The sequence below is a fragment of the Shinella sp. GW835-FHT14H05 genome (assembly GCF_058793575.1).
This window is the reverse complement of record NZ_JBXAFY010000001.1, coordinates 1,450,735-1,475,313: the sequence shown is the minus strand read 5'-3', so window position 1 is coordinate 1,475,313 and position 24,579 is coordinate 1,450,735. Positions and strand designations below refer to the sequence as shown.

19 protein-coding genes are annotated in these 24,579 nt (G+C 64.3%); 9 read left to right on the top strand and 10 right to left on the bottom strand.

Going from position 1 to position 24,579, the window contains the following annotated elements:
• Window positions 1–9: 9 nt before the first annotated feature.
• Window positions 10–573, bottom strand: coding sequence for a hypothetical protein (locus AC1Q6Z_RS07190; protein ID WP_435267186.1), 564 nt, complete (start codon window positions 571–573; stop codon window positions 10–12).
• A 119-nt stretch (window positions 574–692) separates the two neighbouring features.
• Window positions 693–1,715: a helix-turn-helix domain-containing protein gene (locus AC1Q6Z_RS07185; RefSeq protein ID WP_492647196.1), complete on the bottom strand. Its 1,023-nt coding sequence runs from the start codon at window positions 1,713–1,715 to the stop codon at window positions 693–695.
• Window positions 1,716–1,855: 140 nt separating this feature from the next.
• On the opposite strand from AC1Q6Z_RS07185, the gene AC1Q6Z_RS07180 reads away from it, so the two are divergent.
• Together AC1Q6Z_RS07180 and AC1Q6Z_RS07175 are read left to right on the top strand one after the other, a co-directional pair.
• Window positions 1,856–4,642 (top strand): S8 family serine peptidase, encoded by a 2,787-nt coding sequence (locus tag AC1Q6Z_RS07180; protein ID WP_492647195.1) that lies wholly within the window; start codon window positions 1,856–1,858, stop codon window positions 4,640–4,642.
• 243 nt (window positions 4,643–4,885) lie between these two features.
• Window positions 4,886–5,470 (top strand): NAD(P)H-dependent oxidoreductase, encoded by a 585-nt coding sequence (locus AC1Q6Z_RS07175; protein ID WP_492647194.1) that lies wholly within the window; start codon window positions 4,886–4,888, stop codon window positions 5,468–5,470.
• A gap of 12 nt (window positions 5,471–5,482) precedes the next feature.
• Here the strand turns inward: AC1Q6Z_RS07175 and AC1Q6Z_RS07170 are convergent, their stop codons facing one another.
• From AC1Q6Z_RS07170 to AC1Q6Z_RS07150, 5 genes are all read right to left on the bottom strand, one after another.
• The gene (locus AC1Q6Z_RS07170) at window positions 5,483–6,190 is read right to left on the bottom strand and encodes a DUF502 domain-containing protein (RefSeq protein WP_256115965.1); all 708 of its coding nucleotides are present in this window, start codon (window positions 6,188–6,190) and stop codon (window positions 5,483–5,485) included.
• 35 nt (window positions 6,191–6,225) lie between these two features.
• On the bottom strand, window positions 6,226–6,720 hold the full coding sequence (locus AC1Q6Z_RS07165; protein WP_492647193.1) for a GNAT family N-acetyltransferase: 495 nt from the start codon (window positions 6,718–6,720) through the stop codon (window positions 6,226–6,228).
• Window positions 6,717–8,543 carry a glutamine--fructose-6-phosphate transaminase (isomerizing) gene (gene glmS / locus AC1Q6Z_RS07160; RefSeq protein WP_492647192.1) on the bottom strand — a complete coding sequence of 609 codons (1,827 nt, stop codon included), beginning with the start codon at window positions 8,541–8,543 and terminating at the stop codon, window positions 6,717–6,719. Before glmS ends, AC1Q6Z_RS07165 begins: the two co-directional genes overlap by 4 nt.
• Window positions 8,544–8,657: 114 nt before the next feature.
• Window positions 8,658–10,037: a bifunctional UDP-N-acetylglucosamine diphosphorylase/glucosamine-1-phosphate N-acetyltransferase GlmU gene (gene glmU, locus AC1Q6Z_RS07155; RefSeq protein WP_492647191.1), complete on the bottom strand. Its 1,380-nt coding sequence runs from the start codon at window positions 10,035–10,037 to the stop codon at window positions 8,658–8,660.
• 182 nt (window positions 10,038–10,219) lie between these two features.
• Complete coding sequence (locus tag AC1Q6Z_RS07150; protein WP_439616728.1) at window positions 10,220–11,866, bottom strand: Na/Pi cotransporter family protein; 1,647 nt, start codon at window positions 11,864–11,866, stop codon at window positions 10,220–10,222.
• A 284-nt stretch (window positions 11,867–12,150) separates the two neighbouring features.
• Between AC1Q6Z_RS07150 and AC1Q6Z_RS07145 the strand changes: the two genes are divergently transcribed.
• The 6 genes from AC1Q6Z_RS07145 to lexA all read left to right on the top strand — a co-directional run bounded on the left by AC1Q6Z_RS07145 (window position 12,151) and on the right by lexA (window position 18,450).
• Window positions 12,151–14,040 (top strand): peptidylprolyl isomerase, encoded by a 1,890-nt coding sequence (locus tag AC1Q6Z_RS07145; RefSeq protein ID WP_492647190.1) that lies wholly within the window; start codon window positions 12,151–12,153, stop codon window positions 14,038–14,040.
• A 17-nt stretch (window positions 14,041–14,057) separates the two neighbouring features.
• A complete protein-coding gene (gene trpD, locus AC1Q6Z_RS07140; protein WP_492647189.1) occupies window positions 14,058–15,080 on the top strand; it encodes an anthranilate phosphoribosyltransferase in 1,023 nt (340 codons plus the stop codon).
• A gap of 8 nt (window positions 15,081–15,088) precedes the next feature.
• A complete protein-coding gene (gene trpC / locus AC1Q6Z_RS07135; protein ID WP_492647188.1) occupies window positions 15,089–15,904 on the top strand; it encodes an indole-3-glycerol phosphate synthase TrpC in 816 nt (271 codons plus the stop codon).
• The gene (gene moaC, locus AC1Q6Z_RS07130; protein WP_492647266.1) at window positions 15,904–16,398 is read left to right on the top strand and encodes a cyclic pyranopterin monophosphate synthase MoaC; all 495 of its coding nucleotides are present in this window, start codon (window positions 15,904–15,906) and stop codon (window positions 16,396–16,398) included. Before trpC ends, moaC begins: the two co-directional genes overlap by 1 nt.
• Window positions 16,398–17,621 (top strand): molybdopterin molybdotransferase MoeA, encoded by a 1,224-nt coding sequence (locus AC1Q6Z_RS07125; RefSeq protein WP_492647187.1) that lies wholly within the window; start codon window positions 16,398–16,400, stop codon window positions 17,619–17,621. The genes moaC and AC1Q6Z_RS07125 overlap by 1 nt, the downstream gene beginning before the upstream one ends.
• A 109-nt stretch (window positions 17,622–17,730) precedes the next feature.
• Window positions 17,731–18,450 (top strand): transcriptional repressor LexA, encoded by a 720-nt coding sequence (gene lexA, locus AC1Q6Z_RS07120; protein ID WP_439616723.1) that lies wholly within the window; start codon window positions 17,731–17,733, stop codon window positions 18,448–18,450.
• Here the strand turns inward: lexA and AC1Q6Z_RS07115 are convergent.
• A complete protein-coding gene (locus AC1Q6Z_RS07115; protein WP_492647186.1) occupies window positions 18,431–20,899 on the bottom strand; it encodes a ComEC/Rec2 family competence protein in 2,469 nt (822 codons plus the stop codon). The two genes, lexA and AC1Q6Z_RS07115, sit on opposite strands and share 20 nt — an antisense overlap.
• Before the next feature lie 308 nt (window positions 20,900–21,207).
• Here AC1Q6Z_RS07115 and gltA point away from each other — a divergent pair, with 308 nt between their 5' ends.
• A complete protein-coding gene (gene gltA, locus AC1Q6Z_RS07110; RefSeq protein ID WP_256115978.1) occupies window positions 21,208–22,497 on the top strand; it encodes a citrate synthase in 1,290 nt (429 codons plus the stop codon).
• 31 nt (window positions 22,498–22,528) lie between these two features.
• Here gltA and lpxB read toward each other — a convergent pair whose 3' ends face one another.
• Both lpxB and AC1Q6Z_RS07100 read right to left on the bottom strand, forming a co-directional pair.
• Window positions 22,529–23,701, bottom strand: a complete 1,173-nt coding sequence (lpxB, locus tag AC1Q6Z_RS07105) for a lipid-A-disaccharide synthase (protein ID WP_492647185.1) — start codon at window positions 23,699–23,701, stop codon at window positions 22,529–22,531.
• Window positions 23,698–24,576, bottom strand: a complete 879-nt coding sequence (locus AC1Q6Z_RS07100) for an LpxI family protein (RefSeq protein ID WP_492647184.1) — start codon at window positions 24,574–24,576, stop codon at window positions 23,698–23,700. Before AC1Q6Z_RS07100 ends, lpxB begins: the two co-directional genes overlap by 4 nt.
• Window positions 24,577–24,579: the final 3 nt, after the last annotated feature.

The following is a 24,579-nucleotide window of genomic DNA, read 5'->3' as shown; positions in this document are numbered from 1 at the left end:
GGTCGGCAATCAAGCGAAGATGGCTGTTGCGCCGATGACGAACAGGATGGCGGACGCAACGACGATGATCACGACCTTCTTGCTCTTCGCCAGTGCGGCGGTGCAGAGCAGCCCATAATAGATCAGGTTCATGCTGGCCCAGATCGCGGTGTCCGATAGGGGCCACGGCGTGGTGAATGCGGAAATCGCATTCGGGATCTGAGTTATCAGGTTGCTGGCCAGCACGCAGAAGACAACGACATGCCGGTGCTCCATGATGTGGTTGTCGAGCGTGTCCTTCTCCGTCGCCTTCGGAAAAACCTGGGTGGCGGCGAAATAGTAGAGCAACGCGACCAATGCGACGACATATGCCAACATATAGTTGACCTCGGCCAGCTCACGATAGGCCCAGGCATTCATCCAGAACGTGATCAAGTCTAGAAGAAGAAGGATGCCGAACAGGGGCGCGACGATGCCCATTCCTCGGGTTTGACGTTCGTCATAGGCGCGTGAGAAGCCGGACGCGACCTCGGCAACGGCAAGGCCGAGCAGCAGGCCGTAAAAGCCGAACATGAAGGCGAATGCTTCGCTCACCAAATACTCCCTCGCAGGTCACAAGGCTTATAGCCGATCGATCGCGTCGACCTTTACAGGCGGGGAAATGCGTTGGAAAGTCCGTTTGAAGCCACCAGGAAAGAGAGGGCGAACCCCCTTCAGGATAGGTTTCTGATCCACGGCCGCAGATCGAAGCTCGATCCGCTGTCGAAACTCGACGGCGCGGTTCGTCCCTGTTTGCGGAATTCGGCAGGCGTCATTCCAAACCGGCGGCGGAAGACGCGGCTGAAATGGGATGGGTCAGTAAACCCGCAGGCGGCGGCGATGATGCCGATATGCCGTGTATCCTCGGCGTCTCCCAAAGCCTTTCGGGCATAGGCCAGACGGCGATCGAGGATGAAGCTGGTGATGCCCTGATAGGGTTCAAAAAGGCGATACAAAGTCGCGCGCGACAGCGCCATGTCGGAGGCGAGCGTTTCGGCTCCCAGCTTTGTATCGCCGAGGCGATTTTCGATGATGCGGCGCGCGCGCTGGAACTGCGCGTCTTTGAAGGGCACCGGCGCCAGATCCCCCATTTCGTCCATAGGCTCAAGGGCTGCGTGGTAGAGCGCCAGCGTCGCGTTGGCCACCGCGGCACCGATGGAGCGATGCATATTCGGCAACCTGTCGCGCAGGGAAACAAGATGATCGGCCATCAGTCCGCCGAGAATGGCGCCACGTGGGCCTTGTGACATGTGCCCATGGGGTATGTCTCTCACCTTGAGCAGGTCGCGCGGGATCATGACCGTGATATTGTCCGACGCGACCGAAGACGTGCGGGTTTCGCGCGCCATGTCGAGCGTCACGAGATCCCCACGCCTCACCGTAATGGGACGATCGTCGAGCAGGCCGGTGTAGCCGCCCGCCGTGTAGACCTGAACCAGGGCATGATCGACGCCATCAGTCAGCGCCTTCTGGCGATCCCGCGTGAACAGGGTCGCATCGAAACTGCCAATGCCGATGAGAATGTCGCCAAGGTGATAGGTGTCGTACTTCGCCGCGAACTTGGCCGCCGGGTTCACAGGTGCGACATCGAACACAGGAGCGACCACCTGTTGCCATCCGGGAAAGGATTGCTGCGGATCCACTTCAGATGAATCGAAATGCTGGCGGAGCAGCAACGGTTCGTCCGTTTCAGTCATCTTGCAGTCCCGTATCCCCTACCCTAAAGCCTAGATGAGACAGCTATACCAGAGATGAGATCGTACGCTCATCACGAATGCGTCGGGCTGGGCTAAATACAGAGAATTCATTGACGATCTGGGATTCGGGAAAGCACATAATGAAAACCTATGCGTTCTGGCGAACGGCGGTCAGTGTCTTGCCGTTCAGCCTGCTGGGCTTCATCACGAACGGCGCCTTTGCACAGAGCGCCTGGGAAACACAGGAATACAAGAACGGCTGGCAGCTGGACGCCGTCAATGCCGCTGATGCCTATGCACTCGGCTATACCGGACGTGGCGTCAATGTCGGCGTGCTCGATAGCGGCCTGGACACGCGGCATAAGGAATTCGACGGCCGCGTGCTGGACGGCTACGACTTTACCAACAACCAGAAAATCACCGGCAAGGCGAATTTCGATACCGACACCCATGGCACGCATGTCACCGGCATCATCGCCGCCGACAGGGACGGCGTCGGCATGCATGGCGTGGCGTTCGATGCGAAGATCACACCCGCAATCGTAGACCAGAACACCAGGAACCAGGACGCCGTCTATGCCGGTTCGTGGCGCTTCCTGGCGGACCAGGGCGTATCGATCATCAACAACAGTCTCGGCATCAACGATTGCGCCGCGGTGAACACGCCGCCTTGCAATGTCACGGACTACAAGCCCGGCGAACTCGAAAGAAATTACGCAGACACCATCGCGGCCATGAAATACACCGCCGAAAAGGACATCCTGATGGTCTTCGCGACCGGCAACGAAGGACAGTCCTCACCGGACGCGCTGGGCGGGATGCCATACTGGATTCCAGAACTGCGCGATAACTGGCTCGTCGTCGGCGCCGTCAATTCCGATGGCGAGCTTGCGGATTTCAGCAACCGATGCGGCGTCGCTGCCGAATGGTGCCTTGTCGCTCCCGGTGTGGATGTTTACTCGACTATGCCCCTCGGCACCGGCTGGGAACTGGATCCCGACTATGCGCTGGAAGATGGCACGTCGATGGCGACACCCGTCGTTTCCGGCATCGCCGCCCTGGTCAAGGAGGCCTTTCCGTTCTTCAGCGCGAAGGATCTGCAGCAGACGCTGCTGACGACCGCGACCTATATGGGCGACCCGGAACTCTTCGGCTGGGGCGTGGTCAACGCAGGAAAAGCGGTCAAGGGCTATGGCAGGTTCGTGTCCGACGTTGTCATCGATACGAAGGGATATGACGGCACGTTCGCAAACGATATCGACGGCGCGGGATCGCTTACCAAAACCGGTGACGGAATTCTTGCCCTGACCGGCAAGAACACCTACCTCGGCGGCACGCTCGTTCATGGCGGCACTTTGTCGGTCAACGGCACGTTGAGTTCGCTGGTTGTCGTGGGTGTCGATGGAACGCTGCGCGGCACGGGCACGATCGATGCGCCGCTGAGCGTTGCCGGCCTGCTGGCACCCGGCGATTCGCCAGGTACGCTGACGGTGAACGGTCCCGTGGCGCTGCAGGAAACAGCCGTGTCCCGGTTCGACATCGACGGAACGGGCGCCGGCAACTATTCCCGCCTCGTCACCACGGGCGACGCCGGCGTGATCGGCCTTGCAGGCAGGCTCGACCCGGTCCTGCGCGGAATTTCGGGCGATGCGACGAACACCTACGTGGCATCACTGGGCGCACGCTTCAACATCATCCATTCGAGCGTCGGGATCATCGGCAGCTTCGACGCCTTCACGCAGCCCGGCACGGACGAACTGGCAAAGGGAACCCGCCTCGATATTCTCTACCAGACCACGGACGTGTCGCTCGCCGTGACGCCGCAGGCCTATGGAGATCTGGCATCGCACGGCCTCAGCACCACGCGCAACGTGGATGCCGTCGGCAAGGCGCTGGACGAAATCCGCCCCGACCCCGGCCCGCGTACAAACGCACTTTTCACAGGCCTTTACGGGACGGATGCAGACCGGCTCGCCAATGCGCTCGGCCAGCTCTCGGGCGAGGCGCACGCATCGGCCAATACATTGCATGTCACCCACGCCAACGCGACGCAGGACGCGATCGCACAACGTATTCGCGTCGCCTTTGCAGCGGACGGCCTCGATGATCGCGCAACGTTCTGGTCATCAGCCAATGGCGGCTGGGGCGCGGCAGATGGCGGGGGCGCCGAAACATTCGACTGGGGGATGGCAAACATGCTGTACGGCCTGGATGCAGGCATTGGCAATTTCGGCCGTTTTGGCCTTGCCGCCGGCTTGGGTCACAGCGACGGCGATGTGGGAAGCCAGAATGCCTCCGTCAAAGCCACCCATTACGACATCGTTACCTATGGTTCGACCGCGTTCGGGTCCTTCGACGCCAGCATCGGCGCGTCCTACACCTGGTCTGACATGACGACCCGGCGCACGCCGGCATTCGGAGATTTTGCCGAGACGCTGACCGCCTCCTACGACACCAAGACCGCGCAGGTTTTTGGCGAAATCGGTTACAGGGCAACGGTCGGAGAGTTTGATCTCAATCCCTTCGTTTCAGGTGCTTATCTGAGTGTAAAGGGGAGCAGCTTCAAGGAAAGCGGTGGCTCCACAGCGCTCTCCGGCACAACCTCGCCGAGCGATATCGGCGTAACCGTCATCGGTACGCGCATCTCCACCGATTTCGAGGTCGACGCCGCCACGTTCTCGGCAAGCGCCCTGCTCGGCTGGCAACATCTTTACGGCGACGTGCAAGGCACGGCCGATGTTCGGTTCCCGGGTGGTACGCCCTTCAAGGTCGTCGGTGCAGCCCTAGCGCGCGATGCTGCACGCTTGGACCTGAATGTAGACTACATTCTAGACCCGAAAACGAAAGTAGGCCTCGGATATCGCGGCGTGTTCGCGGACACGTCGCATTTCTCGTCGATCAAGGGTTATCTCAGCGTGGCCTTTTAGGCTCGCGTTGTGCCCGGTCAACGCACGTCCTACCACGCGTCGTATTGGGTTTCAGAATCGACATAGAGTGCGAGCAGCACCGTCTATAAGGCGCCGCCTGCGACGTCGTGAACCATTTCCTCGAGATCTTGCAAAGTCAGCAAAGCTCACTATATACCTTTAGTAACTTACCAAAGGTATATAGTGAGCAATTTTACCTGCTGCCCGCGGTAACGCTGACGATATCGATATTCAGAGGATTCCATGCACGCGCTCATCGTCGTTTCACACCCCAAACCGGGCTCCTTCACCCATTCCGTCGCAAACCAAGTCGCGGAGGGAATTGCCGCCTCCGGCGCCCATTCCTTCGAGATCGCGGACCTTGCCATGGAGGGATTTGATCCCCGTTTCTCCGCGCAGGATCACGCCTTTTTTGTCGGTGAAGGCAAGCTGCCTGCCGACGTAGCAGCCGAACAGGCGCGGCTTGACCGGAGCGACGCGCTGGTGCTGGTCTATCCGGTCTATTGGTGGTCCTTTCCCGGATTGCTCAAGGGCTGGATCGACCGGGTTTTCACGAACGGCTGGGCCTATGTGGAAGAACCGGATGGCAAGATCGTGCGAAAACTCGGCCGGCTTCCGGTCCATCTGATCGCGGTCGCCGGGGCCAACATGCGGACCTATGCGCGGCATGGTTACTTCGGCGCGATGAAGACGCAGATCGATCATGGCATCTTCGACTATTGCGGCGCACCGGTCGCGAGGTCGGAACTGCTGGTGCCGGATGAGAGGTCCCACGAAGCCCACCTCGATACGATGCGCACTATCGGCCGGACCCTTTTCGCGGGTTGAAGCCGGGCTTTCTCAGCTCTTCTTCTTGCTCTTCGCCTTGGCCTTGCGCTGCTCCTCGCTCTCGATGAGTTGCAGCGTCTTTTCCGGTGGCGTGACGAGACCGACGGAGATGATGAGCTTGGCGGCGTCCTCGGCACTCATGTCGAGCGGCACCAGCTTTTCGCGCGGCACATAGACGAGGAAACCGGCCGTCGGGAACGGCGTCGGCGGCAGGAAGCAGGCGACCATGTCCTTGCCCATCGACTTGAATTTCGCGGCGATCTCGCCGCGCGCATCCGTCGCCACGAAGACGATCGCCCAGAGGCCGGGGCTGGGATATTCGATCATCGCCGCCTTGTTGAACGACGTGCCCTTGTCCTTCAGCACCGTCTCGAAGATCTGCTTCAGGCTCTTGTGCACCGTGCGCACCAGCGGCGTGCGGTTGAACAGGGAATCGCCGAACTCGACGATCGTGCGGCCGATGAGGTTCTTGCCGAGGAAGCCGACCAGCGTGATCAGGATCAGCGCGGTCAGGAGACCGAAGCCGGGAATGGCGAACTGGAGGTAGTTTTCCGGATTGTACTGCGCCGGAATATAGGGTTTCACCCAGCTGTCCGCCCAGCGGATGAAGGTCCAGGTCAGCCATATGGTGATGGCGATCGGCGCGCAGATCACGAGGCCGGTCAGGAAATTGTTGCGCAGCCGCGTGGCAAGCGACTGTCTCGGGACGAGTTCGGTCATCTGGTATCCAGGGTCTGGCAAGCGTGGGAGGGCGCTCAGCCGTAGAAACCCGGATGATAGGAAACGGTTCCGCCGCCGTAAACCGGTGAAAACGCCACACGCATGAAATACTCCGGGGGCACCCCGTCCAGCGTCAGTTTGGGATCCGGCGCAAAGCCGAAACGGCCGTAATAGGCGGGATTGCCCAAAAGCACGCAGCCGCTCGCCCCGAGCGCCTGCAATTGCGCGAGCCCTTCGCGCACCAGCTTGCTGCCGATGCCCTCGCCCTGGCGGGTGGGATCGACGGAAATCGGGCCGAGGCCGTACCAGTCCGTGCTGCCATCGGAGACCGTGACCGGCGAGAAGGCGACATGGCCGACGACCACGCCATCCGCCCCCGCGACGAGCGAAAGCGTCAAGGCGCCAGCAGCGCGCAGGCGGTCGATGATGATGTGCTCCGTGCCGTCGGCGTGCGGCGGCGTCTTGAACGCGGTCTCCGTCAGCGTGCGAATCGCATCGATATCGTGTGCCTGTTCCGGCCGGATGATCATTCCACCGTCACGGATTTTGCGAGGTTGCGCGGCTGGTCGACGTCCGTGCCCATGAAGACCGCGGTGTGGTAGGCGAGAAGCTGGATCGGCAGCGAGTAGATCATCGGCGTGATGATCTCGTCGACATTCGGCAGCACGATCGTCGCCATGGTTTCGAGCTTCGAGGCGGAAGCACCCTTCTCGTCGGTGATGAAGATGATCCGGCCGCCGCGCGCCGCCACTTCTTGCATGTTCGAGACGGTCTTGTCGAAAAAGCGGTCGTGCGGCGCAATCACGATGACCGGCATGTTCTCGTCGATCAGCGCGATTGGCCCGTGCTTCAGCTCACCGGCGGCATAACCTTCCGCGTGGATATAGGAGATTTCCTTGAGCTTCAGCGCGCCTTCCATCGCCAGCGGATAGCTCGTGCCGCGGCCGAGATAGAGCACGTCCTTGCACTTCGAGAGTTCACGCGAAAGCTGCTCGATCGACGGCTGGATGGTGTTGAGCACGCCCGCCATGATGCGCGGCATTTCGGCGAGGTTGCGCACCAGCGCCTTCTCCTCGGCCTCGCTGATCGTGCCGCGTGCCCGGCCCGCCCCGACGGCGAGGGCTGCAAGCACGGCGAGCTGGCAGGTGAATGCCTTGGTGGAGGCGACGCCGATTTCCGGACCCGCGAGGATGGGGAAGACGGCGTCCGATTCGCGGGCGATCGACGATTCGCGCGTATTGACCACGGCGCCGATCTTCAGGCCGTTTTCCTTGCAGTAGCGCAGCGACGCCAACGTATCGGCGGTTTCGCCGGACTGCGAGATGAAGAGCGCGGCCGAGGCCGGGTTCAGCGGGATCTCGCGGTAGCGGAATTCGGACGCTACGTCGATCTCGACCGGCAGGCGGGCATAGCGCTCGAACCAGTATTTGCCGACCAGGCCGGCGAGATAGGCGGTGCCGCAGGCGGAAATGGCAAGGCTCGGCACCTTGGCGAAATCGATCGCCGAGGCGATGGGGCGCACCGTATGCGCGAGGAAATCGACATAATGGCTGAGCGCGTGCGAAATCGCCTCCGGCTGTTCATGGATTTCCTTTTCCATGAAGTGCCGGTGGTTGCCCTTGTCGATGAGATAGGCGGCAGCGGAGGAAACCTGTCGCGGACGCTCGACGCGGTTGCCGTCGAGGCCGAAGATGTGCGCGCCGTCGCGGCCGATCACCGCCCAGTCGCCATCGACGAGATAGGTGATTTCGTTGGTGAAGGGCGCAAGCGCGATCGCGTCGGAGCCGAGGAACATTTCGCCCCGGCCATAGCCGATGGCGAGCGGCGGGCCGCTGCGGGCGGCCATGATGGTCGACGGGTCGTCCTCGAAGATCACGGCGAGCGCATAGGCGCCGGTGACGCGGCGCAGCATGGCATGCATCGCCTCTCGGCGACCGAGACCATCGCGGCGGTATTTCGCCACGAGCTGGGCGACGACCTCGGTATCGGTCTGCGTGGCGAAGGTGGCGCCCTCGGCGATCAGCTCGTCCTTCAGCTCGGAAAAGTTCTCGATGATGCCGTTGTGCACGACGGCGACGCCATCGACGAAATGCGGGTGGGCATTGGCTTCCGTCGGCGCACCGTGCGTCGCCCAGCGCGTGTGGGCGATGCCGAGCGTGCCGGCAAGCGGCTCCTCGGAAAGGCGCTTTTCCAGGTTGAAGAGTTTGCCTTCGGCGCGGCGACGCTCAAGCTTGCCATTGACGATGGTGGCGACGCCGGCGGAATCGTAGCCGCGGTATTCAAGGCGCTTCAGCGCATCGACAAGCCGGCCGGCGACAGGCTGGTTTCCGACGATACCGACAATTCCGCACATGGCCCGCTCCGCGCTTTCGAAAAGTTTCTACTGCGTTCTTTTCGTAGTGGTTTTTTGCTGCGGCGCAACTCGCCGGCACTCACTTTCGATTGCAAGCGTTAATGCTGGCTGGGCCTATTCCGCGGCCTTCTTCTTGGCATCCTTGATCGCCTGGTTGCGCTCGCGGATGAGGACCGCCCGGCCCTCCTTGTTCTCCTGTCGGGCACGGGCGAAGGCGACGGCGTCGTCCGGCACGTCCATGGTGATGACGCTGCCGGACGCGATATAGGCACCGTTGCCGATCGAAACCGGGGCAACGAGCGACGAGTTGGAGCCGATGAACGCATGGGCGCCGATCTGCGTCAGGTGCTTGTTGATCCCGTCATAGTTACACGTGATGGTGCCGGCGCCGATATTCGTCTTTTCGCCGATGATGGCATCACCGATATAGGTAAGGTGGTTAACCTTGGCGCCCCGGCCGATCTCCGCCTTCTTCACCTCGCAGAAATTGCCGACCTTCGAGCCTTCGCCGAGATTGGCGCCCGGACGCAGCCGCGCATAGGGGCCGACTTCGGCATCCGCCGCGATATGCGCGCCCTCGATATGCGAGAAGGAATGGATGAGCGCGCCGCTTTCGATCGTCACGCCCGGACCGAAGAAGACGTTCGGCTCGATCGTCACGTCGCGCTCGATCTTCGTGTCATAGGCGAGGAAGACGGTCTCTGGCGCGATCATCGACACGCCGTCCAGCATCATCTCCAGCCGGCGGCGCTGCTGCCAGAGGCGCTCGATGACGGCGAGCTCGGCGCGGGTGTTGCATCCGGTCAGCTCCTCCTCGGGCGCCTCGACGGCAATGGCATGGCCGCCGGAGGCGCGCACCACCTCGACGATGTCGGTGAGATAATATTCGCCCTTGGCATTGTCGTTGCCGATGCGGTCGATGAGGTCGAGCGCCTTGCGACCGTCGATCGCCATCAGGCCGCCGTTGCAATAGGTGATCGCGCGTTCGGCCTCGCTCGCGTCCTTCTGCTCGCGGATCGCGACCAGCTCGCCGTCTTCCACGATCAGGCGTCCGTAACCCGTGGGATCGGCCGTTTCGAAACCGACGACGACGACGTCGATGCCCTTGGCAAGGCCGTCGCGCGCGGCCTTCAGCGGCGTCTCGGTGATGAGCGGCGTATCGCCGAAGACGACGAGCACGTCGTCGTACCCTTTCGCGATCGCATCGCGGGCCGCGAGCACGGCATGGGCGGTGCCGAGACGTTCGGTCTGGATGTGCACGGAGTTCTTCACGGCGGCGTTCTTCGCCGCCGCCTCGACCTTGTCGGCATCCCGGCCGAGCACCAGCGCGATATCGGAAATGCCGGCCTTCGCCAGCGCATCCACCACATGGGCGATCATCGGCCGGCCGGCGACGGGGTGCAGCACCTTCGACCGCGAGGACTTCATCCGCGTGCTTTCCCCGGCGGCCAGGATCACGGCCAGGCAGTTGCGCTTCGTCCGGTCTGCAGTCATGGGAATCCCTCGTTCACGCCAAATCGTCGCCGATCCTTAGCAAAAAGCCTTGGGGGCAGACAAAGGGATTTCTCAAACCCCTCCTTCGTCATGGTCGGGCCTGACCCGACCATCCACGCTCCGTGCAAGCCGGTGGATCCTCGGCTCAAGGCCGAGGATGACATCGCGGGTGAAGGGGTCTCTCAATTGGCGCTGCGCAGGCGGCTTTCCGTCAGCAGCCCGCTTTCGTCGAGGATCGGATAGGCGACGGAGACGAGATGCGCGTTGACACGCTTCAGGTCGCGCAGCATGTCGAGATGCAGCGAGCTGGTCTGAAGGCTGTCGAGTCGTCCGTCGCGCAGCCGCTCCAGGTGCCGCTCGGAGGACTGTTTCTCCATGCGCCGCACGTCGACCTTCACCTCGACGAGCTGGCGCGCCAGCCCCTCGTCCCGCGTGACGAAGATCGTCTGGGCGATGCGCAGGTTCTCGATCGTCAGGTTGAACAGGTTGGAGAGCTCCTTGTAGCCGTCGTCGGAGAATTTCAGCCCGTTGACGATCTTCTTGCGCACCTGCTCCTGCAAGCCCTTCTCGATGATGTCGCCGACATGTTCGAGGTTGATCGCATAGTCGATGATAACGATCGAGCGCGCGGCACTTTCGCCGGTGATGCCCTGCCGGCCGAGCCGGGAGAGGTAGATTTTCACCTCCTGCTGCAAGGCATCGACCTGCCGCTCCAGTTCGACGATCTCGCCGAGCGGCGCGAGATTGTTGTCGTTAAAGGCGCGCATCGAGCGGATCAGCATGGATTCGATGAGATCGCCGACGCGTAGCACCTCGCGCGTCGCGCCGGACAGCGCGATGAGCGGGGTCGAAAGCGCCGAATCGTCGAGATATTTCGGTCCCGTCTCCGGCTGCTTTTCCTCCGGAACGAGCCTTTCCATCAGCCGCGACACCAGCCCGGACAGCGGCCAGAGCACGAGCGCCACCACCAGGTTGAAGGCGAGATGCACGTCCACCGGCAGTTTGGAGGCCGGGATGGGCAGCAGCGCGAGCAGATCGGCGACCTGCCCCGCGAAGGGCAGCACGGCGAGGCATCCAACGCCCCGAACGAGCAGATTGCCGAGCGTCACGCGCCGGGCGGAGGCCGCCGCCTTCAGCGTCGCGATGACCGGCGGCACGGCGCCGCCGAGATTGGCGCCGAGCACGAGGATGACCGTCAGCGCCGGCGACAGGATGCCCATCGCCGTCAGCGACAGGATGAGCACGACCACCGCAAGGCTCGACGAAGCGATGATGGCCAGCACGGTCGAGAAGGCGAGCGCGACCGGCCAGGCACCGTCGAGCAGCGTCAGGAAGGCGGCGAGTGCCGGCGACTGGCGCATCGGCTCGGTCGCAAGGCTCAGCAGGTGCAGCGACAGCAGCATCAGCCCGATGCCGACCAGCGCGGAGCCGAGGCCCTGGCGCGCCGTCGAGCCGCTCGACTTGTAGAGCACGACGCCGACGAGGATGACCAGCGGCGAGACCGATTCGATACCCGTCGCCACCAGCCAGGCGGTGACGGCCGTGCCGACATTGGCACCGAGCAGCACGATCTGCGCCATGCGGGCCTGCACGAGCTTGCGCTCGACGAAGGAGGCAGTCATCAGCGCCGTCGCTGTGGAACTCTGGAGGGCGATCGTCGCGACGAAACCGGCGAAGAAGGAGCGGAACGGCCCGCGCGTGCCGAGCGCCAGCCCGGAGCGCAACCGCACGCCAAAAGCCCGCGTCATGCCGTCCTTCACCTGTGCGAGACCGAACAGGAGCAGCGCGACAGCGCCGAAAAGGTTGATCATGACTACAGTGGATTCCACGTCGGTGCACCTCCATAATACCGGTAAAACACCGGACTCACCGGCTTAATCCCGCATCCGATCACGAAGTCTCGCATCGTGATAGGGCAAAACAGCGAAATTCCGCCAATAATTTCAGAAAACTTTCGTTTGCCGGCAAAGGAAATCGGCAGCCGCTGACACATTTGCGTCAGAGGCCGTTTTCCCATGCATTGCGAAGCGCCAGCATACTTCAATTCCCGCGAACTTTCCGATAAGAGACGGTTTCCGGCCGCATGGCCGCCGATATTGAGGAAATTTAGACGATGCTCGAAGCCCTGAGACGCTCCTCCCAGACCTGGGTGGCAAAAGCCCTGCTGATCCTGCTGGTCGGCTCCTTCGCTGTCTGGGGCGTTTCGAGCTCTCTCGTCACCGGCACGGCGAATTCCGTCGTGACCGTTGGCGACGTCAGCGTTTCGCCGACGGATTTCCGCCTCGCCTATGAGCGTCAGGTCGCCACCATGTCGCAGCGCTTCGGCATGCGGCTGAACGCCGAGCAGGCGCGCGCCTTCGGCATCGAGAACCAGGTCTTCGCCGAACTCGTCGCCGGTGCCGCCCTAGACCAACTTTCGCGCGACATGAACCTCGGCTTGTCGGAAGGCCGCCTCGCCCAGTTGATCGCCGACGATCCGGCCTTCCGCGGCGTCAACGGCCAGTTCGATCGCCTCGCCTTCTCCTCGGTGCTGCGCAATGCGGGCCTGCGCGAGAACGACTATATCAACAACCGCAGCCAGGTGGCGATCCGCACCCAGGTCGTCGAGGCCGTTTCGGACGGCTACAAGGCGCCGGACGTGCTGACGGAGGCGCTGCGCCAGTACCGCAACGAAGCGCGCACCATCGATTACCTCATCCTCAGCAACGCCAATATCGACCCGGTCAAGGCGCCGGGCGACGACGTGCTCGCCCCCTGGTTCGAACAGAACAAGGCGAGATACCGCGCGCCGGAATACCGCAAGGTCGTCTATGTCGCGCTGGAGCCGAAGGACATCATGGACGCGGCCGCGATCACCGACGAAGCGCTCCAGGCCGACTATGAGAAGACCAAGGAAAAGTACCGCACGCCGGCAACGCGCACGATCGAGCAGCTGACCTTCCCCGATCGCGCCGCGGCCGACGCCGCCGCCGCCAAGCTCGCCTCCGGCACGACCTTCGACGCGCTGGTCGCCGAACAGAGCAAGACGGCGACCGACGTGCTGCTGGGCGACTTCACGCAGGCGAACGTGCCGGACCAGAAGTTCGCCGAACCCGCCTTCGCCGTTGCCACGGACGGCGGCACGACGCCGGTCATCGACGGCACCTTCGGCCCGATCATCTTGCGCGTGACCAACATCCGCCCGGAAAACCTCAAGACCTTCGACGAGGTGAAGGAAGAGCTGCGCAGCGAACTGGCGCTGAGCGAAGCTGCCGACGGCATTCTCGCGGTGCATGACCGCATGGAGGACAGCCGCGCCGAGGGCCTTGGCCTTGCGGAAGCGGCCGCCAAGAACAACCTGAAGGCCGTGACGATCGACGGCATCGATGCCCAGGGCAACGACCAGAAGGGCGAAGAGGTCAACGGCCTGCCGGAGAAGGCCGCCCTTATCGGCGAAATCTTCAAGACGGATGTCGGCACGGAAACCCAGCCGATCAATGTCGGCCGCGAAGGCTATGCCTGGTTCGAAGTGCTCGACGTGATCCCGGATCGCGACCGCACGCTCGACGAGGTGCGTGACCGCGTGGTGGCCGACTGGACGGCCGAGCAGCAGCGCCAGACGCTCGCCAAGAAGGCGGAAGAGCTGGCCGAGCGCGTGCGCAAGGGCGGCGACCTCGGCGCGATTGCCGGCGAACTCGGCATGGCGGTCGAAAACAAGGCGGGCCTGCACCGCAGCGCGCAGGACCCGGTGCTGAGCCCGGCCGCCGTTGCCGCCGCCTTCGCCGGCCCGGTCGGCCATGTCGCTAACACGCCGGGTGTGGATGGCGAGGGCCAGATCCTCCTGAAGGTGGCTGATGTCGCCACCGATTCGGCGACCGACGCGCTCTCCAACGAGGACCAGCAGATCGCTGCCGTCGCGCGCGCCAGCGGCGACGACATCCTCGACCAGATGGTGAGCTCGCTGCAGACCGCCTATGGCGTCTCGATCAACCGCACGCTCGCCGAACAGAGCATCGCTCGATAGAGGAAGACGGGAACCGCATGTCCGACCTGAAATCCTATATCGCCAAGGTCGCCGCCGGAAACGCGCTCGACCGCGAGGACGCCCGCGGCGCCTTCGAGATCATCATGTCGGGCGCCGCCACGCCCTCGCAGATCGGCGGCTTCCTGATGGCGCTGCGCGTGCGCGGCGAAACCGTCGACGAGATCTACGGCGCCGTCGGTTCGATGCGCGCCCGCATGCTGCCGGTCACGGTGCCGGCGGATGCCATCGACATCGTCGGCACGGGCGGCGACGGCACGGGCACCTACAATATCTCGACGCTCGCCGCGATCATCACCGCCGGCGCCGGCGTGCCCGTCGCAAAACACGGCAACCGGGCGCTGAGCTCCAAGGCGGGCACGGCGGATGCGCTGTCTTGCCTCGGCGTGAAGCTCGACATCGGCCCCGCCGAAATCGCCCGCTGTGTGCACGATGCCGGCCTCGGCTTCATGTTCGCGCAGCTGCACCATCCGGCGATGAAACATGTCGGCCCGTCGCGCGTCGAACTCGGCACGCGCACGATCTTCAACCTGCTCGGGCCGCTTTCCAACCCCGGCGGCGTCAAGCGCCAGCTCCTCGGCGTCTTCGCGCCGCAATGGCTGGTGCCGCTCGCCGAAGTGCTGCGCGATCTCGGCTCCGAGAGCATCTGGGTCGTGCACGGTTCCGGCCTCGATGAAATCACCACGACGGGCACCACACAGGTCGCAGCCCTCGAAGACGGCAAGATCCGCACCTTCGAGCTGACGCCCGCCGATTTCGACCTGCCCCAGGTTACGCTCGACGACATCCGCGGCGGTGACGGCGCACACAACGCCGCCGCCCTCCTTTCGGTGCTCGGCGGCGCGCACATGCCCTATCGCGACGTGTCGCTCGCCAATGCCGCGGCCGCCCTTCTCATTGCCGGCAAGGCGGAAACGCTGAAGGACGGCATGGCGAAGGCAACCGAAGCCCTGGAAAGCGGTCGCGCCCGCACGGTGCTCGAACGCCTCGTTTCGGTTTCCAACGAAGGCCATGCGGAGTAGGATTGGCCATGACCGATATCCTGAAAACGATCGAAGCCTACAAACTGCAAGAAATCGCCGCCGCCAAGGCGCGCGTGGCCCCCGCCGAGCTTCGCGCCCAGATCCGCGACCAGGAGCCGCCGCGCGGCTTCTTCGCGAGCCTCAAGGCCAGAAAAGCCGCCGGCAGTTTCGGCCTGATCGCCGAAATCAAGAAGGCCAGCCCCTCCAAGGGCCTCATCCGCCCGGATTTCGATCCGCCGGCGCTCGCCAAGGCCTATGAGGCCGGCGGCGCCGCTTGCCTCTCGGTGCTGACGGACACGCCGAGCTTCCAGGGCGCGCCCGAATTCCTCACCGCCGCCCGCCAGGCCTGCGCGCTGCCGGCGCTGCGCAAAGACTTCATGTTCGACAGCTACCAGGTGCTGGAAGCCCGCGCCTGGGGCGCCGACTGCATCCTCATCATCATGGCGTCCCTCAGCGACGACGATGCGAAGATGCTGGAGGACGCCGCCTTTTCGCTCGGTATGGACGTGCTGATCGAAGTGCACGACGAACCGGAGATGGAACGGGCGCTCAGGCTGAAATCCAAGCTCGTCGGCATCAACAACCGCAACCTGCGGACCTTCGAGGTCGATCTCGCGGTGTCGGAAAAGCTCGCCGGCATGGTGCCCGACGACCGCCTGCTCGTCGGCGAAAGCGGCATCTTCACCCATGCGGATTGTGAACGCCTCGGCAAGGTCGGCATCTCCACCTTCCTCGTCGGCGAAAGCCTGATGCGCAAGGAGGACGTGGCCGCCGCGACCCGCGAACTGCTGACCGGCTCCGCCGGCATGCTGGCGGCCGAATGATGGCCGAAAAGGCCGCCACGCTGACCCATATCGATGCCTCCGGTGAAGCCAACATGGTGGATGTCGGCGACAAGGCCGAAACGGTGCGCATCGCGGTTGCCGAAGGCTTCATCCGGATGGCGCCCGCGACCCTCGATCTCATCCTCAAGGGCGATGCCAAGAAGGGCGACGTGATCGGCACGGCCCGCCTTGCCGGCATCATGGCCGCCAAGCAGACGTCGAGCCTTATCCCGCTCTGCCACCCGCTGATGCTCACCAAGGTCGCCGTCGAAATCCGCGAGGACCGTACCCTGCCCGGCCTGCGCGTCGAGGCCATGGCGAAGCTCACCGGCCGCACCGGCGTCGAAATGGAGGCGCTCACCGCCGTCAGCGTCGCCTGCCTCACCATCTACGACATGGCGAAAGCCGCCGACCGCGAGATGGAGATCGGCGGCATCCGGCTCGTCGAAAAATCCGGCGGCCGCTCCGGCGACTACAAGCGGGCAAACGCCTGATGTCGCTCCTCCCCGTCGCCGACGCCCTCGACCGCCTGCTTTCCCGGCCCAAGCCGACACAGCGGACAGAGACGGTTTCGCTGCATGACGCGCAAGGCCGCGTCCTCGCCGAAGACATCGCCGCGCGCCTGACCCAGCCGCCTTTCGACAATTCCGCCATGGACGGCTACGCCGTCCGCCACGCGGATATCGCTACACTCGGCGCCATCCTCAAGGTCGTCGGCCTCTCCTCCGCCGGTCACGCCTTCGAAGGCTCTGCCGGCCCGGGCGAGGCCGTGCGCATTTTCACCGGCGCGCCCTTGCCCTCCTTCGCCGATACCGTGCTTTTGCAGGAAGACGCGGAAAAGCTGGAAGACGGCCGCATCCGCACGACCTTCCTCACTCCAAAAGGCCGCCATGTGCGCCCACGCGGACAGGATTTTTCCGAAGGCGAGACCGTGCTGAAGGCCGGCGCCGTGCTCGATGCCGGCCGCCTGACCGTCGCCGCTGCGATGAACCATCCGGCGCTAACAGTCTACGCCCGCCCCCGCGTCGCGGTGCTTGCGACAGGCGACGAGCTCGTCCCGCCCGGAACGCCGCCCGGCGCCAGCCAGATCATCGCGTCCAACACCTATGGCGTTTCGGCGCTCGCGCGGGCGGCCGGCGCGGAGGTGATCGACCTCGGGATCGTCGGCGACGACAAGCAGGCGATTCTGGAAGCCGTGCGAAACGCCCTGGCGCTCGATATCGACGTGCTCGTGACGCTCGGCGGCGCCTCCGTCGGCGATTTCGACCTCGTGCAGCCGGTGCTCGGCGAGGCCGGCATGGAGCTCGATTTCTGGCGAATCGCCATGCGGCCGGGAAAGCCGCTGATGGTCGGCCGGCTGGGGGATATCCAGGTGCTGGGCCTGCCCGGCAACCCGGTCTCAAGCCTCGTCTGCTCGCTGCTCTTCCTGGAGCCGCTGGTGCGCCGCCTCGCCCGCCTGCCCGCAAAAAACCGCCGGCACCCGGCCATCGCCGCCGTGCCGCTCAAGGAAAACGACCAGCGGCAGGATTATGTCCGCGCCCGCATCGTCCGGGGACCGGCCGGCGACCTGCGCGTCACCCCCTTCGGCAAGCAGGATTCCTCGATGATGAAGGTCTTCGCCGAATCGGAAGGCTTGCTGATCCGACCGCCAAACGCCCCGGCCGTTCCCCAAGGCGATCTCTGCGAAGTACTTCTCCTGCGCGAACCCTCCGTCTGAACAATATTATTATTTCCAAGGCCTTGCGGAACACATATGGAACAGATAGTGTCTGTTCTGGATTTGTTTCACGATTCTGGATTGTTTCAAGATTCTCGGTGGAGGGGCCATGCTCACGCGGAAACAACAGGAACTTCTCCTGTTCATTCATGAACGGATGAAGGAGTCCGGTATTCCTCCCTCGTTTGACGAGATGAAGGATGCGCTCGATCTCGCATCCAAGTCCGGCATCCATCGCCTCATCACGGCACTGGAGGAGCGCGGCTTCATCCGCCGCCTGCCCAACCGGGCGCGGGCACTGGAAGTGATCAAGCTTCCCGAAGCCTATTCGCCAAGCCTCCAGCCGCGCCGCGGCTTTTCGCCGGCCGTCATCGAAGGCAGCCGCGGCAAGCAGCCCGTGCCGGCCGCCCCCGTACAGCGCACGCCGCAAGCGGACATGTCGTTGTCGGTCTCCGTGCCGGTCATGGGACGCATCGCCGCCGGTGTTCCGATCTCCGCCATCCAGAACAACACCCACGAGATCATGGTGCCGGCCGAGATGGTCGGCAACGGCGATCATTATGCGCTGGAGGTCAAGGGCGACTCGATGATCGAGGCCGGCATCCTCGACGGCGACACCGTGATCATCCGCAACGCCACCACCGCCAATCCGGGCGAGATCATCGTGGCGCTCGTCGACGACGAGGAAGCGACGCTTAAGCGTTTCCGCCGCAAGGGCGCCTCCATTGCGCTCGAAGCCGCAAACCCGGCCTACGAGACCCGCATTTTCGGGCCGGACCGCGTCAAGATCCAGGGCAAGCTCGTCGGCCTCATTCGCCGCTATCATTGAGCGCCGTCTCGGCCTCGAAGGTGCCGCTACGCCAATCATAGGTGCGGTGGCGAGACCAGGGCCGGTCGAGGGTTTCGATGGCGGGGGTGATCTCGGCGTCGGAAAGTGTTGAAGCGGCCTTTTCGGCGTCGGGCTGGATTTCCAGTGCGCCCGTGCGCCGCAAATGGCGGGCCGTCATCAGCCGGGCTCCGGAGCGGCATTCCTCCAGCCGCAGGGCTTGGGACACGACGACGAGGTCGGCAGCATCGCAGGCGGTTCCGAGGAAGGCGAGGTCTTCCAGCGTGACGATCCGCCAACCGCTCGGCGAAACAGCGGCGCAGAATGCCTTTGTTTCGCAGATGAAGCCCCTGCCCTTTCCTGCGGCCTCCAGGGCGGATGCCATGGCGGCCTTCGCCCTCTGCCGATCCGCCTTGTGGCGCGGCTTCCTCTGCTTTTCAGTCCCTTCAGCGGTTTCACCGACCTCCTCTACCGTCAGCCCTTCGCTCTTGCGCATCTCCGGCTTGATGAGATCGCCGAGCCGCAGCGCGCGGCGCCATTGCGCATAGATGAAATCCGGCGGCCTTGCGCGGTTCGTTGCAACGGTGTCGCCGCGCCGGATCGCCACGAGACGGCCGTCTTCCGAGACCAGCACTTCCGGCGCGCGGCGTTCGTCCGGCCAGCAGGCGATGACGATCCCGAGCATGACGAGCAGCGTGCCGGCATGGCGCAGCCGGGTGCGCAGGATGCAGGCCAGGCCGCCGCCGAGGCCGATTAGCAGGAAAGCGGACTGCGGAATTTGACCGGTGACGATTTCGCCTTTCCAGCTTGCGACCCACATCGAAAGCGCGATCATCCATTCGATGCCCTTGCCCATGATCGCGAAGGGGATGGCATCGAGGCCGAACGGCATCAGCAGCACTGCGATGAGGCCAAAGGGCATGACGATCGTGCTGATCACCGGCATCGCCAGAAGATTGCCGGCGAGGCCATAGGCGGGGATGCGGTGAAAATGGCCGATGGAATAGATCAGCGTGGAAAAACCGCCGATCAACGAGGAGAGCATGAGCCCGCCGAAGAAACGGCCGAGCGAGCCGCCGAACAGTTGCAACGGCCCTCCCCGGCTTTCCCGCCGCATCGGCCGCTCGCGCCAGGCCGCGTAGCCCGCGACAAGCCCGAGCGTCGCCGCATAGGACATCTGGAAACCTGGATTGGTGACGGCAGATGGCGTCACCAGCAGGATGAGGATCGCCGAAAGCGCGACATTGCGCAGGCTGATGGCCGATCGCCCGAAGAGCACGGCGACAAGCATGACGCAGATCATGATCCACGATCGCACGGCCGACAGCGCGCCGCCCGAGACGAGGATATAGAGCGTCACCATGATGAGCGCGCCGGCCGCGGCGATCTTCTTGGCCGGATATCGCTCGGAAAACCCCGGGATCAGCGCCATCAGCATGCGCGCGCCGACGAGGAAGGTGCCGGCGGCGAGCACCATGTTGAGCCCTGAAATGGCCAATACATGGGCAAGCCCCGCCTGCCGCAGCGCTTCGACCGTGTCCGCGCCGATCGCCCGCTGTTCCGCCGTCACCAGTGCCGCGGCGATCGCCCCGGCATCGCCGCCGATGCGGCCCCGAATATGCTCGGTCAGGTTGTTGCGCCAGCGCGCGATCTCCTGCCGGACCCGGCCTTCCAGCCCCGCCTCACCGGTCGCAACACCTTTGGGCGCACTGTAAAAATAGCCGACGGCGCCGGTGCCAGCGAAATAGGCATCGAAGGCGAAATCGTTGAGGCCGGCCAAGGCCGGGCCGGACGGGGGCCCGAGGCGCGCACGCCCCGTTATGCCTGCGCCGATCGCGATCGGTTCATGACGACTGCGGGCAAGCAGCGTGACGACGCCGGGTGGCCGCTTCAGCACCGGATCGCGCGTCGCCTCAAGCGCGATACGGTAGCGGATCGCCCCGCGCTCGTCGCTTTCGCGGGACAGCACCCGGCCGCTGATCTGCGTGGTGACCGGCGTATCGAGGATGACGGTGTCAAGCCGGCTGCTTTCCACGGCCGCAAGCAGCATGCCCACGGGAACGAGAAAAGCGGCACCCGCGGCGAGCGCCACCCAGTCCTCCCGATACCGCAGCTGCCAGGCAGGCCAGAACGTAACGCTGGCAAGAAGCAGCAGGGCATAAATTGGCGGATCGGTGGCGGCGGCAAACCACAGGGCGGCTCCGATGCCGAGAAAGACCGGCACGAACAGGAAGAAGTGGCCGTGCGCCCGCTCCTCGGCAAAGGCGGCATCGATTCTCTGGCCGGCAAGGCTTTCCCGAACCCGACCGGCGTAGCGCGCATAGGCGACAAGTGCGGCCTTGCGACGAGGCACTGGCAGAGCCGGTATCGGCAGCGAATCGCCAGCCGGCGCGACGCCCCAGGCCTCTGCCTCGCGCGCCGCCTGCTTCTCCGCGATGTCGATCCTGGCCATGCACTCGGCCCCGCCGGTTCCCCAGGCGATTATGCAACCCGCCGCAAGAATATTCAATCAAAAGTAGGGTGAATTAATAATAAGCCAAACAGAAAGCATGCGCCCTCCGCAACACGAAAACCACCCTCAGAAGTTGCTTGCAACTTGCCGGAAAGGGTAGATATTGCGTTGCCGGAAAGCCCGTTATCGCAATGCACAATTTGCCTTTGGTATCGCTTGGCAGCGCATCGTAAATGGGCTAGCAAAACGAGCATGTTCATGGTTGCGGCACGAAACTGTGCCACCATTTGAAACAACGGAGGATCGTTATGACAGGAACAATCGCGGATGTATCGTTCGGTGGCAAGTCGGTCGAGCTGCCGACGCGATCCGGCACGATCGGTCCCGATGTGATCGACATCGGCACGCTGTACAAGAATACCGGCGCCTTCACCTACGATCCCGGCTTCACCTCCACCGCCTCGTGCGAATCGAAGATCACCTATATCGACGGCGACGAAGGCGTGCTTCTGCACCGCGGCTACCCGATCGAGCAGCTTGCCGAACACGGCGACTTCCTCGAAGTCTGCTACCTTCTGTTGTACGGCGAACTGCCGACCAAGACCCAGAAGGACGACTTCGACTACCGCGTCACGCACCACACCATGGTGCACGAGCAGATGAGCCGCTTCTTCACCGGCTTCCGCCGCGATGCGCATCCGATGGCCGTCATGTGCGGCTGTGTCGGCGCGCTGTCGGCCTTCTACCACGACTCGACCGACATCACCGATCCGCACCAGCGCATGGTCGCCTCGCTGCGCATGATCGCCAAGATGCCGACGATCGCCGCCATGGCCTACAAGTACCATATCGGCCAGCCCTTCGTTTACCCGAAGAACGACCTCGACTACGCCTCGAACTTCCTGCGCATGTGTTTTGCCGTACCCTGCGAGGACTATGTGGTGAACCCGGTTCTGGCCCGCGCCATGGACCGCATCTTCATCCTGCATGCCGACCATGAGCAGAATGCCTCGACGTCGACTGTTCGCCTCGCCGGCTCTTCGGGCGCCAACCCGTTCGCCTGCATCGCGGCCGGCATCGCCTGCCTCTGGGGCCCGGCGCATGGCGGCGCCAACGAAGCGGCGCTGAACATGCTGGCCGAAATCGGCTCGGTCGAGCGCATTCCGGAATATGTCGCCAAGGCCAAGGACAAGAACGACCCGTTCCGCCTGATGGGCTTCGGCCACCGCGTCTACAAGAACTACGACCCGCGCGCACGCATCATGCAGAAGACGACGCACGAGGTTCTCGGCGAGCTCGGCATCAAGGACGATCCGATGCTGGAAGTCGCGATGGAACTCGAGCGCATCGCGCTGACGGACGAGTATTTCATCGAGAAGAAGCTCTATCCGAACATCGACTTCTACTCCGGCATCACGCTGAAGGCGCTGGGCTTCCCCACCACCATGTTCACCGTGCTCTTCGCGCTCGCCCGCACGGTCGGCTGGATCGCCCAGTGGAACGAGATGATCGAAGACCCGGAACAGCGCATCGGCCGCCCGCGCCAGCTCTATATCGGCGAACCGAAGCGCGATTACCTGCCGGTTTCCAAGCGCTGATTTTTCGGCAGAACCACATGAAAAAGCCCGGTCAGTTTCGACCGGGCTTTTTTGTTGCGAGGAGATCGAGGATGACGGCCGCGCCGGTCTCGCCGGGCGGGCGCTCGGTCTGCATGCGCTCGTAGACGAGGTCATATCCCTCCAGCATGGCGCGGCGCTCGATCGTGTCGGCGGAAAGCCGCTCGAACCAGCGCGTGAGCGCACCGGGACGCACCATGTCGTTCAGGTATTCCGGCACGACGGCATAGTCGGCGATGATGTTCGGGATCGCCGCGGTCCAGACCCGAATCCGCCCGAGATAGAGGTTCGCCAGCCAGTCGAGCCGGTAGGTGGAGATGACCGGGACGCGGGCGAGCGCAAGCTCCAGGATGACCGTGCCGGATGCCGCGATCGCGGCATCGGCCTCGGCAAAGGCCTGCCATTTTTCAGCGGTGGAGAGGGTGATTTGCGGCTTCACCGGCCAGTCGGCCGTCAGCTTGCGCACAAGCGCCTCCTGCCGCGGCAGGGTCGGCAGCAGGAAACGCGTGCCGGGCGTGCGGGCGGTCAACTCCCGGGCGGCCTCGCCGAAGGCCGGCAGCAGGCGGCTGATTTCAGTGCTGCGTGAGCCGGGAAGCAGCAGGCAGACGAGTTCGCTGCGCGCCGGCTGGGCGAGCCTTGCGGCGCGCACGCGCTGGATATCGGGATCGCCGATCAGCCGATGGCCGACATAGGTGGTCGCGGGGCCGCCGAGGCGCGCCATCACGGCGGGCTCGAAGGGCAGCAACGCGAGCACATGGTCGACATAGGCGCGCATGCGCGGCGCACGCTCTTCCTTCCAGGCCCACACACTCGGGCAGACATAGTTGACGACCGGCAGGTCCGGCAGCGCCTTGCTCACGCGGCGCGCGACGCGGTGGGTGAAATCCGGGCTATCGATGATGACGAGCATGTCCGGGCGCGCGGCGATGATGGCTTCCGCTGTCTGGCGGATGCGGCGCAGCAGCGACGGCAGGCGCTTCAACACTTGCGAAATGCCCATGATGGAGAGTTCAGAGAAGTCGAACAGCGATTGAAGCCCCTGCGCCTGCAGCGCCTCGCCGCCGACGCCGATAAGGTCGATTTCGCCGGCATGGGCCTTGCGCAGGGCCGCGATCAGGTCGCCGCCGAGGAGATCGCCGGACACTTCGCCGGCGATGATGCCGATTTTCAAGGGTCTTTCCGTCATCGCCGCACCTCCGTCCGTTCCGGCACGATGCCTATGACGAAGAGGCCGTGCGCATCCGCCTCGGCCACCAGCGCCGCACGCTCCAGCACCAGCGAGCGCCCGGCCTCCACCGCAATGCCGGCAAGCCCGGCGGCATGGGCGCGGCGCAGGGTTTCGACGCCAATGGACGGCAGGTCGGCGCGCAGGTCCTGTTCCGGCTTGCAGAGCTTTACCAGCACGCCCTTGCGGCGGACGGAGATGCGGCCGGCGGCGCGCAGGCCCGCCACGCGCTCCAGCATCGCATCCGTGCCCTCCGCACCCTCCAGCGCCACGACACGGCCGCCAAGCGCGACGGCGCCCTGCCCCACGTCAAGCCGGCCGAGCGCAAGCGCCGCGGCAGCGGCGGCGGCAATGTCGGCTCTGGCGGCCTCATCCGGCGCGACGGCGCCGAGCGGGCCTTCGCTGCCGAGAAGGTCGGGCACGATGTCCTGCGCGCCGACGACACGCACGCCCTCGGCCTCGATCAGGCGGATGACCATCTTCAGCACGGTATCGTCGCCGCCCTTCAGCAGCGTACGCACGACGGACGGTAGCGCCGTCAGCGCCTTCAGCGGTGCGCGAATATCGCGCCATTCCGGGCGGCGGCGCACGGAGCCGGACAACACGGCGCGGCCGATGCCCTCAGCGCGAAAGGCCGCGCCGATGCCAGCATAGTTGCCGATCGAGATTACCTGATGGTCGAAGCCGGACCAGTCCTGCATGGACTCGTCGGTGAGGGCCAGAATGTAGGGGTTTTCGCCGCGCGCGCGCGCCGCGTCCGCGACGTAGCGCGGCAGCAGGCCGCCGCCGGCGATGATGGCCAGCCGGTCGCGCGCGAGGGGCCGGCCGTCCGCCATGCC